This is a genomic window from Streptomyces sp. NBC_00525, assembly GCF_036346595.1.
GTDB lineage: Bacteria > Actinomycetota > Actinomycetes > Streptomycetales > Streptomycetaceae > Streptomyces.
On sequence record NZ_CP107834.1, the window covers coordinates 5019329 to 5035368 of the forward strand.

At 72.9% G+C, this 16040-nt stretch carries 18 protein-coding genes; 17 read left to right on the forward strand and 1 reads right to left on the reverse strand.

Going from position 1 to position 16040, the window contains the following annotated elements; genetic code table 11:
* Positions 1–32: 32 nt before the first annotated feature.
* Together OG710_RS22510 and ffh are read left to right on the forward strand one after the other, a co-directional pair.
* Positions 33–2492: a [protein-PII] uridylyltransferase gene (locus OG710_RS22510; RefSeq protein ID WP_330240920.1), complete on the forward strand. Its 2460-nt coding sequence runs from the start codon at positions 33–35 to the stop codon at positions 2490–2492.
* Between the two features lie 110 nt (positions 2493–2602).
* Complete coding sequence (gene ffh, locus OG710_RS22515) at positions 2603–4150, forward strand: signal recognition particle protein (RefSeq protein WP_330240921.1); 1548 nt, start codon at positions 2603–2605, stop codon at positions 4148–4150.
* Between the two features lie 64 nt (positions 4151–4214).
* Here the strand turns inward: ffh and OG710_RS22520 are convergent, their stop codons facing one another.
* Entirely contained in the window at positions 4215–4928 is a 714-nt protein-coding gene (locus tag OG710_RS22520; protein ID WP_330240922.1) for an SAM-dependent methyltransferase, read from the reverse strand.
* A gap of 290 nt (positions 4929–5218) precedes the next feature.
* Between OG710_RS22520 and OG710_RS22525 the strand changes: the two genes are divergently transcribed.
* The 15 genes from OG710_RS22525 (at position 5219) to OG710_RS22595 (ending at position 16025) form a co-directional block, all read left to right on the forward strand.
* Positions 5219–5812 (forward strand): hypothetical protein, encoded by a 594-nt coding sequence (locus tag OG710_RS22525; protein ID WP_018521397.1) that lies wholly within the window; start codon positions 5219–5221, stop codon positions 5810–5812.
* Positions 5813–5969: 157 nt separating this feature from the next.
* A complete protein-coding gene (rpsP, locus tag OG710_RS22530) occupies positions 5970–6410 on the forward strand; it encodes a 30S ribosomal protein S16 (RefSeq protein ID WP_111338467.1) in 441 nt (146 codons plus the stop codon).
* A 2-nt stretch (positions 6411–6412) separates the two neighbouring features.
* The gene (locus OG710_RS22535) at positions 6413–6652 is read left to right on the forward strand and encodes an RNA-binding protein (RefSeq protein ID WP_005311361.1); all 240 of its coding nucleotides are present in this window, start codon (positions 6413–6415) and stop codon (positions 6650–6652) included.
* A gap of 79 nt (positions 6653–6731) precedes the next feature.
* Positions 6732–7328 (forward strand): ribosome maturation factor RimM, encoded by a 597-nt coding sequence (gene rimM / locus OG710_RS22540; RefSeq protein WP_330240923.1) that lies wholly within the window; start codon positions 6732–6734, stop codon positions 7326–7328.
* Entirely contained in the window at positions 7328–8149 is an 822-nt protein-coding gene (trmD, locus tag OG710_RS22545) for a tRNA (guanosine(37)-N1)-methyltransferase TrmD (protein WP_330240924.1), read from the forward strand. Before rimM ends, trmD begins: the two co-directional genes overlap by 1 nt.
* A gap of 128 nt (positions 8150–8277) precedes the next feature.
* Complete coding sequence (gene rplS, locus OG710_RS22550) at positions 8278–8628, forward strand: 50S ribosomal protein L19 (protein WP_073963715.1); 351 nt, start codon at positions 8278–8280, stop codon at positions 8626–8628.
* Positions 8629–8673: 45 nt separating this feature from the next.
* Complete coding sequence (lepB, locus tag OG710_RS22555) at positions 8674–9456, forward strand: signal peptidase I (protein ID WP_330240925.1); 783 nt, start codon at positions 8674–8676, stop codon at positions 9454–9456.
* Positions 9449–10528: a signal peptidase I gene (lepB, locus tag OG710_RS22560; protein WP_330240926.1), complete on the forward strand. Its 1080-nt coding sequence runs from the start codon at positions 9449–9451 to the stop codon at positions 10526–10528. Before lepB (OG710_RS22555) ends, lepB (OG710_RS22560) begins: the two co-directional genes overlap by 8 nt.
* Positions 10425–11372 carry a signal peptidase I gene (gene lepB / locus OG710_RS22565; RefSeq protein ID WP_330242318.1) on the forward strand — a complete coding sequence of 316 codons (948 nt, stop codon included), beginning with the start codon at positions 10425–10427 and terminating at the stop codon, positions 11370–11372. Before lepB (OG710_RS22560) ends, lepB (OG710_RS22565) begins: the two co-directional genes overlap by 104 nt.
* The gene (gene lepB / locus OG710_RS22570; RefSeq protein WP_330240927.1) at positions 11369–12271 is read left to right on the forward strand and encodes a signal peptidase I; all 903 of its coding nucleotides are present in this window, start codon (positions 11369–11371) and stop codon (positions 12269–12271) included. The genes lepB (OG710_RS22565) and lepB (OG710_RS22570) overlap by 4 nt, the downstream gene beginning before the upstream one ends.
* Before the next feature lie 49 nt (positions 12272–12320).
* Complete coding sequence (gene lepB / locus OG710_RS22575) at positions 12321–13070, forward strand: signal peptidase I (protein ID WP_330240928.1); 750 nt, start codon at positions 12321–12323, stop codon at positions 13068–13070.
* Positions 13060–13548 (forward strand): NUDIX hydrolase, encoded by a 489-nt coding sequence (locus OG710_RS22580; protein WP_330240929.1) that lies wholly within the window; start codon positions 13060–13062, stop codon positions 13546–13548. Before lepB (OG710_RS22575) ends, OG710_RS22580 begins: the two co-directional genes overlap by 11 nt.
* Positions 13549–13611: 63 nt before the next feature.
* A complete protein-coding gene (locus OG710_RS22585; RefSeq protein ID WP_003965949.1) occupies positions 13612–13920 on the forward strand; it encodes a DUF2469 domain-containing protein in 309 nt (102 codons plus the stop codon).
* 120 nt (positions 13921–14040) lie between these two features.
* On the forward strand, positions 14041–14400 hold the full coding sequence (locus OG710_RS22590; protein WP_330240930.1) for a YraN family protein: 360 nt from the start codon (positions 14041–14043) through the stop codon (positions 14398–14400).
* The gene (locus tag OG710_RS22595; RefSeq protein WP_330240931.1) at positions 14400–16025 is read left to right on the forward strand and encodes a YifB family Mg chelatase-like AAA ATPase; all 1626 of its coding nucleotides are present in this window, start codon (positions 14400–14402) and stop codon (positions 16023–16025) included. The genes OG710_RS22590 and OG710_RS22595 overlap by 1 nt, the downstream gene beginning before the upstream one ends.
* The last annotated feature ends 15 nt before the right edge of the window (positions 16026–16040 follow it).

The window sequence follows — 16040 nt, forward strand, 5'->3', positions numbered from 1 at the left end:
CGCACGGCTCCACGCACGGAAGGGGCAGCCGGGTGACGCACACCGACACCACCACCGCATCCGCATCCCCGGACCCGGCACCCGGCGGCTACGCGGCGGCCCGGCTGCGCCTCCTCCACGAGAAGGAGCGGGCCGGGGCGCCGCGCCGCACCGCCCTCGCCGCCCTCACCGACGACTGGCTCACCACCCTTTTCACGGCGGCGAGCACCGAGACCGGCGTCCGGGGCGCCGCCCTCGTCGCCGTCGGCGGCTACGGCCGGGCCGAACTCTCCCCGCGCAGCGACCTCGACCTCCTCCTCCTGCACGACACCACCGCCGCCCCCGCGGCCGTCGCCGCCCTCGCCGACCGCCTCTGGTACCCCGTCTGGGACCTCGGCCTCGCCCTCGACCACTCCGTCCGCACCCCCGCCGAGGCCCGCAAGGCCGCCGCAGCCGACCTCAAGGTCCAGCTCGGACTCCTCGACGCCCGGCCGGTCGCCGGCGACCGCGACCTCGTCGCCGCCCTGCGCACCGCGACCCTCGCCGACTGGCGCGACCGGGCCCCCGCCCGGCTGCCCGCCCTGCGCGAACTCTGCCGCGACCGCGCCGCCCGCGCCGGAGAACTGCGCTTCCTCCTCGAACCCGACCTCAAGGAGGCCCGCGGCGGCCTCCGCGACACCACCGCCCTGCGCGCCGTCGCCGCCTCCTGGCTCGCCGACGCCCCCCGCGAAGGACTCGCCGAAGCCCGCCGCACCCTGCTCGACACCCGCGACGCCCTCCACCTCACCACCGGCCGCGCCACCGACCGGCTCGCCCTCCAGGAACAGGACCAGGTCGCCCGGGCCCTCGGCCTCCCCGACGCCGACGCCCTGCTCCGCCGGGTCTACGAGGCCGCCCGCACCGTCTCCTACGCCGCCGACGTCACCTGGCGCGAGGTCGACCGGGTACTGCGCGCCCGCTCCGCCCGGCCCCGGCCGCGCGCCCTGCCCGGCGCCGGACGGAGCCGCACCCCCGAACGGACCCCGCTCGCCGACGGCGTGGTCGAGGCGGAGGGCGAGGCCGTCCTCGCCCGCACCGCCCGCCCCGAACACGACCCGGTGCTCCTGCTGCGCGCCGCCGCCGCTGCCGCCCAGTCCGGACTTCCGCTCTCCCGCCACGTCGTACGGCGCCTCGCCACCGCCGCCCGGCCGCTCCCGGTGCCCTGGCCGGCCGAAGCCCGCGAGGAACTCGTCACCCTGCTCGGCGCCGGACCGGCCACCGTCCCCGTCTGGGAGGCCCTGGAGGCCGAAGGGCTCATCACCCGCCTGCTGCCCGGCTGGGAACGCGTCCACTGCCGCCCCCAGCGCAACCCCGTCCACACCTGGACCGTCGACCGCCACCTCGTGGAGACCGCCGTCCGCGCCTCCGCGCTCACCCGCCGCGTCGGCCGCCCCGACCTCCTGCTCGTCGCCGCCCTGCTCCACGACATCGGCAAGGGACGGCCCGGCGACCACTCCGTCGCCGGCGAGGCCGTCGCCCGCGACCTGGCCGCCCGGATCGGCTTCGACCCGCACGACGTGGCCGTCGTCGCCACCCTCGTCCGCCACCACCTGCTGCTCGTCGAGACCGCCACCCGGCGCGACCTGGACGACCCGGCCACCGTGCGCGCCGTCGCCGACGCGGTCGCCACCCCGGCCACCCTGGAGCTGCTGCACGCCCTGACCGAGGCCGACGCGCTGGCCACCGGGCCCGCCGCCTGGTCCGCCTGGCGGGCATCCCTCGTCGCCGGACTCGTCGGGCGGGTCGCGCTGCTCCTGGCCGGCGGGGCCCCCGAGGAACCGGGGCCCGCCGCCCCCGACGCCGAACAGGAACGCCTCGCCGCCGAGGCCCGGCGCACCGGAGGCCCCGTACTCGCCCTGCGCACCCGGCCGGAGACCCCGCACGAGGAGGGCGCACCCGAGCCGGTCGGCGCCGAACTCCTCATCGCGCTCCGCGACCGGCCCGGCGTGCTGCCTGCCGCCGCCGGGGTCCTCGCCCTGCACCGCCTCACCGTCCGCGCCGCCGAACTGCGCGCCGCGGAGCCGCCGGCCGGGCCGGGTGGGGACGCGGACGTGCTGCTGCTCAGCTGGCGGGTGGCCGCCGAGTACGGCTCGCTGCCCGACCCGGCCCGGCTCCGCGCCGACCTCGTACGCGCCCTGGACGGCACCCTGGACCTCACCGCCCGCCTCGCCGAGCGCGAGGCGGCCCGCCCCCGGCGGCGCGGCACGACGGCCCCGCCGCCCCGGGTGACGGTCGCCCCGGCCGACTCCCGCCTCGCCACGGTGATCGAGGTGCGCGCCCAGGACGCCCCCGGCCTGCTCCACCGCATCGGCCACGCCCTGGAACGCAGCGCGGTCCGGGTGCGCAGCGCCCATGTGTCGACGCTGGGCGCGAACGCGGTCGACACGGTCTACGTCACGGACGCGGCCGGTCAGCCACTGGCCCCGCGCGAGGCGGCGGAGCTGGCCCGCGAGGTCGAGCGGGCGCTCGGCTGAGCCGCGCCCCCCGCCCGGTGCCGGGCGAGGTCTTGGCCTTCTCCGGCCTCCGGATACCCTGGGAACCTGCTGACCCGACCCGCCCCCGACTCTGAGGACCGACGAGCGCCGTGTTCGATACTCTCTCCGACCGCCTTGCCGCGACTTTCAAGAACCTCCGGGGCAAGGGCCGCTTGTCCGAGGCGGACATCGACGCCACGGCTCGCGAGATCCGTATCGCCCTGCTCGAAGCCGACGTGGCACTGCCCGTCGTCCGGTCCTTCATCGCCAAGGTCAAGGAGCGGGCGCGCGGCGCCGAGGTCTCGCAGGCGCTGAATCCGGCGCAGCAGGTCATCAAGATCGTCAACGAGGAGCTCATCGCCATCCTCGGCGGCGAGACCCGGCGGCTGCGGTTCGCCAAGAACCCGCCCACCGTGATCATGCTCGCCGGTCTCCAGGGTGCCGGTAAGACGACCCTCGCCGGAAAGCTCGGCCGCTGGCTCAAGGGCCAGGGCCACTCCCCGCTGCTCGTCGCCTGCGACCTCCAGCGCCCCAACGCCGTCAACCAGCTGAGCGTCGTCGCCGAGCGCGCCGGGGTCGCGGTGTACGCCCCCCAGCCGGGCAACGGCGTCGGCGACCCGGTCCAGGTCGCCAAGGACTCCATCGAGTACGCGAAGTCCAAGGTCCACGACATCGTCATCGTGGACACCGCCGGCCGCCTCGGCATCGACCAGGAGCTGATGCGGCAGGCCGCGGACATCCGCGACGCCGTCAGCCCGGACGAGATCCTGTTCGTGGTCGACGCCATGATCGGTCAGGACGCCGTCAACACCGCCGAGGCGTTCCGCGACGGCGTCGGCTTCGACGGCGTCGTGCTCTCCAAGCTCGACGGCGACGCCCGCGGTGGCGCGGCCCTGTCGATCGCCCATGTCACGGGCAAGCAGATCATGTTCGCGTCGAACGGCGAGAAGCTGGACGACTTCGACGCGTTCCACCCTGACCGGATGGCCTCCCGCATCCTCGACATGGGTGACCTGCTCACCCTGATCGAGCAGGCGGAGAAGACGTTCAGCCAGGAAGAGGCCGAGAAGATGGCCTCCAAGCTGGCGTCCAAGAAGGGCCAGGACTTCACCCTGGACGACTTCCTGGCCCAGATGGAGCAGGTCCGCAAGATGGGCTCCATCTCCAAGCTGCTCGGCATGCTCCCCGGCATGGGGCAGATCAAGGACCAGATCAACAACATCGACGAGCGCGACGTCGACCGCACCGCCGCGATCATCAAGTCGATGACCCCGAAGGAGCGCGCCGAGCCGACGATCATCAACGGCTCCCGGCGCGCCCGTATCGCCAAGGGCTCCGGCGTCGAGGTCAGCGCCGTGAAGAACCTGGTCGAGCGGTTCTTCGAGGCCCGCAAGATGATGTCCCGCATGGCGCAGGGCGGCGGCATGCCGGGGATGCCCGGCATGCCCGGCATGGGGGGCGGCCCCGGCCGGCAGAAGAAGCAGGTCAAGCAGGCCAAGGGCAAGCGCAAGAGCGGCAACCCGATGAAGCGCAAGGCCGAGGAGCAGGCAGCCGCCGCCCGCCGCGAGGCCGCGCAGAACGGCGCCCCCGGCCTGCCGGCCGGTCAGAGCGGGCAGAACTTCGAGCTGCCCGACGAGTTCAAGAAGTTCATGGGCTGAGCGCCCCGGGCCCTGCCGGAGGGGCGGTCGCCGCAGCCGCGGTGGCCGCCCCTCCGGCGTACGTTCACGTGGTGCAGATCAGATAGCGGAAGACGTTGGACATCCGTACCGAGCCGTCCGCCCGCCGGTACGGCAGGAGCGCGTCGGCGAGCTCCCGCTCGACCTGCCGCCGGTCCGCCGTCCGGACCGCCGCCCGGAACAGTCGGGTCGACAGCAGGCCGCGTACCGCGCCGTCCATGTCCGCGTAGCCGAACGGGCAGGCGACCCGTCCCGAGCCGTCCGGCCGCAGCCCGGACCGGCGGGCCACGTCCTCCAGGTCGTCCCGGCGCGGCCCGCGCCCGTCGTCGCCGAGCCGGCCCGCCACCCGCAGCACCGCCTCCGTGGTGCAGCGCTCCGGCGGGCCCCAGCCGGTCAGGACGACCGCCGAGCCCCGCTCCACCGAGGGCAGCGCGGCCCCCAGCGCCCGTATCAGCTCCTCGCCGTCGCCTGTCTCGCAGCCGATCGGGGTGAAGGCGGTGATCAGGTCGTGGGGCCCGGCGTCCGGCGCCCTGGCGACCCGTGCGCCGCGTGCGGCGGCCATCCGCAGGGCGAGACCGGTGCCGCTGCCGAGCGCGAGCATCCGGGTGGTCGGCCCCACCTCCAGCCGCGTGTAGACCGCCTCGTACAGCGGTGCCAGCATCCGTTCCTGGATCTCCGTCCAGTCACGGGCGCGGGAGGCGCCGTCCGCGGCGGCGGACGACTCCGTGGGCCGGTGGTGCCGAACGAGCGTGGGTGTCATGGAATGTGCCCCAATCCGCCGATACCGCCGGTTGTGCCGGCGTCCTTCCGGGGCCCCAGTCTCACCCGCCGCGCCGGGTCGGGCACCTCGGGCACGGGGCGCGTACGGTGTCTACGCGCGCAGGCGTACGCGCCGCTACGTACCGGCTTGGTGCGAGCTGTGCGGCTTCTCCGCAGATCAGCGCACCCGCCCTCGTCGGGACGCATGAACGTCAACCGACTGGTACGTGCAAAATATTTGGGATGGCCCGGAATCGGAACACCGAGGGCCCCGCGCTCGTTGGTCACGACGTGAGCACGACACCACCTGTACTTGCCGCAGAGCTGGCGCAGGCGTGGGCCGACATTCAGCGGTACCACCCCGAGCTGCCCGATCTCGCCGCACCCGAGTCCCTGATCGGAGAGTCCTCGTCCGCCTGTGGCGCCGAACTCTCCTTCGAGCGACTGCTCCACGAGGCAGTCCACGGCATCGCCGCCGCCAGAGGTGTCCGAGACACCTCGCGCGCCGGCCGCTACCACAACAGACGATTCCTGGCCATCGCCGAGGAGCTGGGCCTCGACCACGCCGAGGAGCCCCATCCCAGCAGCGGCTTCTCACTGGTCACGCTCAACCCCGAGGCCAAGCGGCGCTACCGCCCGACGACGGAACGGCTGCAGCGCGCCCTCAAGGCGCACACCGTGGCCACCGCCGCCGACACCAAGCGCTCCTTCCGCGGCCCCGCCGCCCGGCACGGCTCCTCCGGAGGGGGCGTGCGGGTCAAGGCCGTGTGCGACTGCGGACGCAATGTGCGCGTGGTCCCCTCGGTCCTCGCGCAGGCCCCGATCGTCTGCGGCGGCTGCGGGAAGCCGTTCCGGATTCCGGAGACGGCGGTCGCGGTGGGGTGAGCCGTCGTGGTGTGGCACAATGACTAGCTGTACTCGACAGTCGCACAGGACCCCTCTCTCCTCCGGCTGACGCGTCCATCGGGCACCCGAGTACCGCAACCCCACGTGGCATCTTCGTTGTGCCCAACCACGTCATAGACCAGGAGACACCACTCCCGTGGCAGTCAAGATCAAGCTGAAGCGTCTGGGCAAGATCCGTTCGCCTCACTACCGCATCGTCGTCGCCGACTCCCGTACCCGCCGTGACGGCCGGGCCATCGAGGAGATCGGCCTGTACCACCCGGTGCAGAACCCGTCGCGCATCGAGGTCAACTCGGAGCGCGCGCAGTACTGGCTGTCCGTCGGCGCCCAGCCGACCGAGCCGGTCCTCGCGATCCTGAAGCTCACCGGCGACTGGCAGGCGCACAAGGGCCTCCCGGCCCCCGCGCCGCTGCTGCAGCCGGAGCCCAAGGCCGACAAGCGCGCCCTGTTCGACGCCCTCTCCGCTGACGGCGAGGAGTCGAAGGGCGAGGCCATCACGCCGAAGGCGAAGAAGGCCGACAAGAAGGCGGACGAGGCTGCTGACGCTGCCGCCTCCGCCGAGTCGACCGAGGCCTGAGCATGCTCGAGGAGGCTCTCGAGCACCTCGTGAAAGGCATCGTCGACAACCCCGACGACGTGCAGGTCGCCTCGCGCAACCTGCGTCGCGGGCGCGTGCTCGAGGTCCGGGTTCATCCCGATGACCTCGGCAAGGTGATCGGCCGCAACGGCCGCACCGCACGCGCGCTGCGCACCGTCGTGGGCGCCATCGGCGGCCGTGGCATCCGCGTCGACCTCGTCGATGTGGACCAGGTTCGCTGACAGAAGTTGAACACCGGCACGGGCCGGGGAGGGCCAAGCGCCCACCCCGGCCCGTCGTCGTACGACAGGAGAGACACAGGTGCAGTTGGTAGTCGCACGGATCGGTCGCGCCCACGGCATCAAGGGCGAGGTCACCGTCGAGGTCCGCACGGACGAGCCGGAGCTGCGGCTCGGCCCCGGAGCCGTACTGGCCACCGAGCCGGCCGCGGCCGGACCGCTGACGATCGAGACCGGCCGGGTGCACAGCGGCAGGCTGCTGCTGCGCTTCGAGGGCGTGAAGGACCGTACGGCCGCCGAGGCGCTGCGCAACACCCTGCTGATCGCCGAGGTCGACCCGGCGGAGCTCCCGGAGGACCCGGAGGAGTTCTACGACCACCAGCTGATGGACCTGGACGTCGTCCTCGCGGACGGCACCGGGATCGGCCGGATCACGGAGATCACACATCTGCCGTCCCAGGACCTCCTCATCGTGGAGCGGCCGGACGGCAGCGAGGTGATGATCCCGTTCGTCGAGGAGATCGTCACCGAGATCGATCTGGACGAGCAGCGCGCGGTGATCACCCCGCCGCCCGGCCTGATCGACGCGAGCGAGGCGGTCGTGGCCTCCTCCCGCGAGGAGGGCACCGGGGTGCCCTCCCCCGAGGAGGGCACCGGGGCGAAGGGCGGGGACGCCTGATGCGCCTCGACGTCGTCACGATCTTCCCCGAGTACCTGGAACCGCTCAACGTCTCCCTGGTCGGCAAGGCCCGCGCGGCCGGCCGCCTCGACGTGCGGGTGCACGACCTGCGCTCCTGGACGTACGACCGGCACAACACCGTCGACGACACCCCGTACGGCGGCGGCCCCGGCATGGTCATGAAGACCGATCCGTGGGGCGACGCCCTGGACGAGGTCCTGGCGGACGGCTACGAGACGGGGGCGCACGACCCGGTCCTCGTGGTGCCGACGCCGAGCGGGCGGCCGTTCACCCAGGAACTCGCCGTCGAACTCTCCGAGCGGCCCTGGCTGGTCTTCACGCCGGCCCGCTACGAGGGCATCGACCGGCGGGTGACCGAGGAGTACGCCACCCGGATGCGGGTGGTCGAGGTGTCCATCGGCGACTACGTGCTGGCCGGCGGGGAGGCCGCCGTGCTGGTGATCACCGAGGCGGTGGCCCGGCTGCTGCCCGGCGTCCTCGGCAACGCCGCCTCCCACCAGGACGACTCCTTCGCCCCCGGCGCCATGGCCAACCTCCTGGAGGGGCCCGTCTACACCAAGCCGCCCGAGTGGCGCGGCCGGTCCATCCCCGAGGTGCTGCTCAGCGGCCACCACGGGCGGATCGCGCGCTGGCGGCGGGACGAGGCGCTGCGCCGTACCGCCGCGTACCGGCCCGAACTGATCGAGCGGTGCGAGGCGTCCGGCTTCGACAAGAAGGACCGCGAGATGCTCTCCATCCTCGGCTGGTCCCCGGAACCGGGTGGCCGATTTTGGCGCAGGCCCGAGGCCGTGGAAGAATAGGCCGCTGCTGTCCGTCCGGCGTGCGCCCCTGCCACAGGGGGACACGACGCCCGTCCGACGCGACCGGCCCCTAGCATTCATCACTCTCCCGTCGATGACCTGTGGCATCGGCGAAGAAAGCAGACAACATGGCTTCCCTGCTCGACGACGTCAATGCCGCGTCGCTGCGTACCGACATCCCGGCGTTCCGCCCCGGTGACACCGTCAACGTTCACGTCCGCGTGATCGAGGGCAACCGCTCCCGTGTCCAGCAGTTCAAGGGCATCGTCATCCGCCGCCAGGGCGCGGGCGTCAGCGAGACCTTCACGGTTCGCAAGGTCTCCTTCAGCGTCGGCGTCGAGCGCACCTTCCCGGTGCACAGCCCGATCTTCGAGAAGATCGAGCTCGTGACCCGCGGTGACGTCCGTCGCGCCAAGCTGTACTTCCTCCGTGAGCTGCGCGGCAAGGCCGCGAAGATCAAGGAGAAGCGCGACCGCTGAGCTGACTGCCTGGTCCACAGGGTGTCCGGTTAAGCTCTGGCCCCGATGGACACGCAAGCAGAACTCCAGGAGCGCGACCGCTCCTCCGCACCCGATCCGGGTCCGGGGGAGGGGTCGCGCTCTTCGCGTGCCCGGAACCGGATCGCCGCCGTGCTGTCCCGGCGGCTGTCCTGGCGGGGGACCTTCGCGCTCGGTGCCGTCTGCGCGGTGTTCGTGCTTCTGTTCAGCAGTTTCGTGGTGCAGCCCTTCCTGATCCCCAGCGCCTCGATGGAGCCGACGCTCCGGGTGGGCGACCGGGTGCTCGTGAACAAGCTGGCGTACCGCTTCGGTGACGAGCCCCGGCGCGGCGATGTGATCGTCTTCGACGGCACCGGCTCCTTCGTGCGCGAGGGCGCCGAGCAGAACCCGGTCGTCGCGCTGCTGCACGGGGCCGCGGCATCGCTCGGGCTGGCGCGGCCCGCCGAGACCGACTTCGTGAAGCGGGTGGTGGGCGTCGGCGGCGACCGGGTGGTCTGCTGCGACGCGCGGGGCCGGATCGAGGTGAACGGCCGGCCGGTGGCGGAGGACTACCTCTTCCCCGGTGACGCGGCCTCGAAGGTCCCGTTCGACATCGTGGTGGCGGACGGCGCGCTCTGGGTGATGGGCGACCACCGCAGCCGCTCCCGCGACTCCCGCGACCACCTGGGGGAGCCGGGCGGCGGTGTGGTGCCGGTGGACCGGGTGATCGGGCGGGTCGACTGGTTCGGCTGGCCGCTCGGGCGGATCGGCTCGCTGCCGGGCACCGCCGCCTTCGACTCCGTACCGGCGCCCGGTCCGGGCCATGGGTAGCCGGGGGCGCCGCGCCGCGCCCGCCGCCGGGCGCGCCGCCGTGCGCGGGGCGCCGGAGGAGGATGCCGCCCGCTCCCTGCCGACCCGGGCCGAGCGGCGCAAGCTGGCCCGCAAGGTGAAGCGCAGACGCCGCCGGTCGGCGGTGCGGGAGATTCCGCTCCTGATCACGGTGGCGCTGCTGATCGCGCTCTTCATGAAGACGTTCCTGGTGCAGGCGTTCGTGATCCCGTCCGGATCGATGGAGCAGACCATCCGCATCGGCGACCGGGTGCTCGTGGACAAGCTGACGCCGTGGCTCGGGTCCAAGCCGCAGCGCGGTGACGTCGTGGTGTTCCGCAATCCGTCCGACTGGCCGCCGCCGAACCCGGTGGGCGAGGAGGACCCGCCGCCGGTCGGCGTCAAGCAGCTGAAGCAGCTGCTCACCTTCGCGGGGCTGCTCCCCTCGGACGACGAGCAGGACCTGATCAAGCGCGTGGTGGCCGTGGGCGGTGACACGGTGCGCTGCTGCGCGGCGGACGGCAGGATCACCGTCAACGGCGTGGCGGTGGACGAACCCTATGTTTTTCCCGGCGATTCCCCTTCCACCATCAAATTCGAGGTAAAGGTTCCGCCGGGCCGTCTCTTCGTCATGGGGGACCATCGTTCGAACTCCGCCGATTCACGGTTCCACCTGGACCGGACGGCGGACGGCACGATCTCCGAGGACGCGGTCGTGGGGCGGGCGAAGTGGATCGTCTGGCCCTTCGGGCACTGGGCTGAACTGGCGCAGCGCTCGGCGTTCTCCGCGGTCCCGGACGCGCGTGCCGGTTCGGCGGCGGTCTCGGGACCGTCGAATAGTGTGTCCGAGGAATCCAACCGATTGATCCGACTCCCGACCCCTGCGGAACTCCCGCTCGTTATGGGAGTGGTGGGCCTGCATCGGCTAGGACGCAGGCGGTGGCACGGAATAAGGAGTGGATGTGGGGGATTTGGCGGTCGGCGCACGATCCGGACGCGACGAACCCGAGGACCGGCCGGGCAGCCAGGTGCCTTCCGAGCAGCCCGCCGGGGCCGCGGGGGAAGGGGCGGCTGAGGACGGGACGGCGGTGAGCGGGACGGAGAGCGACGACGGCGCGTCCGGCGACGGCACGTCCCGGAAGAAGAACCCCCGCCCGTTCTGGAAGGAACTGCCGCTCCTCATCGGTGTCGCGCTGATTCTGGCGCTGCTGATCAAGACGTTCCTGGTGCAGGCGTTCTCGATCCCCTCGGACTCGATGCAGAACACGCTCCAGCGGGGCGACCGGGTCGTGGTCGACAAGCTGACGCCGTGGTTCGGGGCGGAGCCGGAGCGCGGCGAGGTCGTCGTCTTCCACGACCCGGGCGGCTGGCTGGAGGGCAGCCAGGCCCCCGAGCCGAACGCGGTCCAGAAGTTCCTCAGCTTCATCGGGCTGATGCCGTCCGCCGAGGAGAAGGACCTGATCAAGCGGGTCATCGGCGTCGGCGGTGACACGGTGGAGTGCAAGAAGGGCGGCCCGGTCACGGTCAACGGCAAGGCGCTCGACGACAAGTCCTTCATCTTCGAGGGCAACAGCGCCTGCGACGACGAGCCGTTCGGCCCGATCAAGGTGCCCGAGGGCCGGATCTGGGTGATGGGCGACCACCGCCAGAACTCCCTGGACTCCCGCTACCACCAGAACCTGCCGGGCGGCGGCACGGTCTCCAACGACGAGGTGGTCGGCCGGGCCATCGCCATCGTGTGGCCGGTCGGCCGCTGGGCGACCCTGCCGGTCCCCAAGACCTTCGACCAGCCGGGCATCGGCACCGCCGCCGCCGCGGCGCCGGGGGTGATGGGCCTCGCGGGTGCCGTGCCGCTGGTGCTGTGGCGCAGGCGGCGCCGGGCCGCGGCCGCCGCCGGCACAGTGAGGAATGACGCGTGAGCGACGTGACAGAAGACGGAGCACGGTCGGCCTCCGCCTCCGAGGACGGCGAGGGCACAGGTAGGAAGGGCGAGAACACCGGTACGGATGCCGAGGGCACAGGTGCGGACGGCGAGGACACCGGCAGCGGCGGCAGGAAGAAGAAGGCCCGTCCGTTCTGGCAGGAGCTGCCGCTCCTCATCGGTGTCGCGCTGGTTCTGGCGCTGCTGATCAAGACATTCCTGGTGCAGGCGTTCTCGATCCCGTCCGACTCGATGCAGAACACGCTCCAGCGGGGCGACCGCGTCCTGGTGGACAAGCTGACGCCGTGGTTCGGATCGGAGCCGGAGCGCGGCGAGGTCGTCGTCTTCCACGACCCGGACGGCTGGCTCAGGGGCGAACCGACCCCGAACCCCAACGCCGCGCAGAAGTTCCTGAGCTTCGTCGGGCTGATGCCGTCCGCCGAGGAGAAGGACCTGATCAAGCGGACGATCGCGGTCGGCGGCGACACCGTGGAGTGCAAGAAGGGCGGCCCGGTCGAGGTCAACGGCAAGGCGCTCGACGAGCCGTACATCTTCCCCGGCAACAGCGCCTGCGACGACATGCCGTTCGGGCCGTTCAAGGTGCCCGACGGCAAGATCTGGGTCATGGGCGACCACCGCCAGGACTCGGCGGACTCCCGCTACCACACCGACGACGTCAACAAGGGCTTCGTGCCGGTGAGCCAGGTCGTGGGCCGGGCCATCGTCGTGGCGTGGCCGGTGGACCGCTGGTCGGTGCTGTCCGTCCCGGACACCTTCGACCAGCCGGGCATCAGCGCCGCCGCCGGGGCCGCACCCGGCGTGCTGGGCCTGGCGGGCGCGCTTCCGCTGGTCCTCCGGCGCAGGAGGAGGCTGACCGCCGGGCGTACTGCCGGGTAGGGTGCCCAGGCGGATCAGCGATTGTCGATCTCCGATGGGGGACGCCGGTATGGGTGCAACAGGTCGTAACGGTGACGGCCGCGGCCGTCTCGGCGCCAGAATCTCCGGGGCGGCCGTCGCCCTGGGCTGCGTGCTCTTCCTCGGCGGCTTCGTCTGGGGGGCGCTGGTCTACCGCCCCTACACGGTGCCCACCGGCTCGATGTCCCCCACGGTGAACGCGGGGGACAAGGTCCTCGCCCAGCGCGTGGACGGCGACGAGGTCCGGCGCGGTGACGTGGTGGTGTTCACCGACCCGGAGTGGGGCGACCTGCCCATGGTGAAGCGGATCGTCGGGGTCGGCGGCGACAAGATCGTCTGCTGCGGCGAGGACGGCCGCCTCACGGTCAACGGCATACCCGTGGACGAACCGTATCTGCGGTCCTCGGGCCGCGCCTCGGGCCGGGACTTCACCGCCGAGGTCCCCAAGGGCCGGCTCTTCCTCCTGGGCGACGACCGCACGGTCTCCCTGGACTCGCGCGTGCATCTGGAGGACGCCGCGCACGGCACGGTCCCCCGCGACTCGGTGGAGGCCAGGATCGACGCGGTCGCCTGGCCGTTCGGCTCCATGATCGGCCGCCCCGAGGCATTCGCCGCGCTGCCGGGCGGCATCTCGTCCGCCGGGCCGCTGAGGCTCCAGCTGACGGCCATGGGCGTGGGCGTGGTCCTGATCTTCGGCGGGGCGGTGTACGGCCCGCTCGCGGCCCGTGCCGCCCGGCCCCCGCGGAACGCGAAGCCCGGGGTGGCCGCCGGTGCCCGCTGAGATGCGCCGGGCCGCCCGTCTGGTGCTCCTCGACCCGGACGACCGCGTGCTGCTGATGCACGGCTTCGAACCGGAGGACCCGTCCCGCACCTGGTGGTTCACGCCGGGCGGCGGCCTGGAGGACGGCGAGACCCTGGAGCGGGCCGCGCTGCGCGAGCTGGCCGAGGAGACCGGGATCACCGCCGTCGAACTGGGTCCGGTGATCTGGCGGCGCCACTGCTCCTTCCCCTTCGACGGCCGGCGCTGGGAGCAGGACGAGTGGTACTTCCTGGCCCGTACGGCACAGACCGCCACGGACACCAGCGGCCATACATGGCTGGAACGCCGCAGTGTCACGGGGTTGAGGTGGTGGACCTCCGCCGAACTGTCGTCGGCCCGTGAGACGGTGTACCCGACCGGGCTCGCCGACCTGCTCCGGAGGCTGCTCGACGAGGGTCCTCCGCGTACGCCGGTGGTCCTGGCCCCCGAAAGCGCCTGAGCGGCCGGGGCGCCGGAGCCTGGCGCACAATGGGGAAACGCACGGCTGAAGGGGAACATGCCAATGAGCGCCGAGGACCTCGAGAAGTACGAGACCGAGATGGAGCTGAAGCTCTACCGGGAGTACCGCGATGTCGTCGGTCTGTTCAAATACGTGATCGAGACCGAACGGCGCTTCTACCTCACCAACGACTACGAGATGCAGGTGCACTCGGTCCAGGGCGAGGTGTTCTTCGAGGTGTCCATGGCGGACGCCTGGGTCTGGGACATGTACCGGCCGGCCCGGTTCGTGAAGCAGGTACGCGTCCTCACGTTCAAGGACGTCAACATCGAGGAGCTGAACAAGAGCGATCTCGAACTCCCGGGAGGCTGAGCCCTCCGAGGGGGCCAGCCGCTTCCGGGTGGCTGAGTTTTCCACAATCGCCCGGCTGTCCACCAAGATCAACTGAAGTGGGGCGAACGCGTCAGAGTCGGTGCCGGAGGTGGTGCCGAGATGAACGCACGGGGAGCTCTCGGGCGGTACGGCGAGGATCTGGCGGTACGGCTGCTGACCGGGGCCGGCATGTCCGTACTGGAACGGAACTGGCGTTGCCGCGCCGGTGAGATCGACATCGTCGCGATGGACGGCGACGCGCTCGTGGTCTGCGAGGTGAAGACCCGCAGGAAGGGCGCGTTCGAGCATCCGATGGCCGCGGTCGGCCCGGCCAAGGCCGACCGGCTGCGGCGGCTGGCCGCGCTCTGGCTGGAGCGGCACGGCGGCCCGCCGCCCGGCGGAGTCCGCATCGACCTGGTCGGTGTGGTGCTCCCCGAGCGCGGCGCGCCCCTGGCCGAGCATGTGCGGGGGGTGGCCTGATGGGGTTCGCGCGTGCCTGTGCGGTGGCCCTGGTGGGCGTCGAGGGCGTGGTGGTGGAGGTCCAGGCCGACCTGGAGGCCGGGGTGGCGGCGTTCACCCTGGTCGGGCTGCCGGACAAGAGCCTGGTGGAGAGCCGGGACCGGGTCAGGGCGGCCGTGGTGAACTCCGGGGCCCAGTGGCCGCAGAAGAAGCTCACCGTGGGGCTCTCCCCGGCGTCGGTGCCCAAGGCCGGCTCGGGTTTCGATCTCGCCGTGGCGTGCGCCGTGCTCGGTGCGGCGGAGCGGATCGACCCGGCGGCGATCGACGACGTGGTGATGATCGGCGAGCTGGGGCTGGACGGCCGGGTGCGGCCGGTACGGGGCGTGCTGCCCGCCGTCCTGGCGGCGGCCGACGCCGGCTACCGGCAGGTGGTGGTCCCGGAGCAGACGGCGGGCGAGGCGGCCCTGGTGCCCGGCGTCTCCGTGCTCGGGGTGCGCAGCCTGCGCCAGCTCATCGCCGTGCTCTGCGACGAACCGGTGCCCGACGAACAGCGGGCCGGCGCGGAGGGCCGCCCCGATCCCATGCTGGCCGGTCTCATGGTGCCCGGCGCCGGACTGGGCACCGGGCTCGCCAGGGGAGCCGCGGGGGCCGAGGGCGCCCGGCCGGACCTGGCGGACGTGGCGGGCCAGGAGCGGGCCCGCAAGGCGCTGGAGATCGCCGCGGCCGGCGGCCACCATCTGCTGCTGACCGGCCCGCCGGGGGCCGGCAAGACCATGCTGGCCGAGCGCCTGCCCGCGATCCTGCCGCCGCTCACCCGGCAGGAGTCCCTCGAAGTGACCGCGGTCCACTCGGTGGCCGGCATCCTGCCGCCGGGCGAGCCGCTGGTCTCCCGCGCGCCGTACTGCGCCCCGCACCACTCGGCGACCATGCAGTCGCTGGTCGGCGGGGGCAACGGGCTGCCGAGGCCGGGCGCGGTCTCCCTGGCGCACCGCGGCATTCTCTTCCTGGACGAGGCGCCGGAGTTCTCCGTGAAGACGCTGGACGCGCTGCGCCAGCCGCTGGAGTCCGGGCACGTCGTGGTGGCGCGCAGCGCCGGGGTGGTGCGGCTGCCGGCCCGGTTCCTGATGGTGCTGGCCGCCAATCCGTGCCCGTGCGGGCGGCACAGCCTGAACGGGGGCGGCTGCGAGTGCCCGCCGTCCGCGGTGCGGCGATATCAGGCCAGGCTCTCCGGGCCGCTGCTCGACCGGGTGGACCTGCGGGTGGCCGTCGATTCGGTCACGCGGGAGGACCTGATGGGCCGGGGCGGCCGGGGCGAATCCACCGAGACCGTCGCCGCCCGCGTGCGGGAGGCCAGGGAGCGGGCGGCCGAGCGGCTGACGGGCACGCCGTGGACGACCAACAGCGAGGTGCCCGGCCACGAGCTGCGGACCCGGCTGGCGGCGGTCCCCGGCGCGCTGCACGCGGCCGAGCGCGACATGGAACGCGGGCTGCTCACCGCGCGCGGCCTGGACCGGGTGCTGCGGGTGGCCTGGACGGTGGCGGACCTGCGCGGCGCGGCCCGCCCGGACGCCTCGGACATCGCGGCGGCCCTCGAACTGCGCAGCGGCATCCCGCGCGGGGTCCCGCTGGGAGCGGGGGCGCCGTGAGGGCCGAGGGGGCGC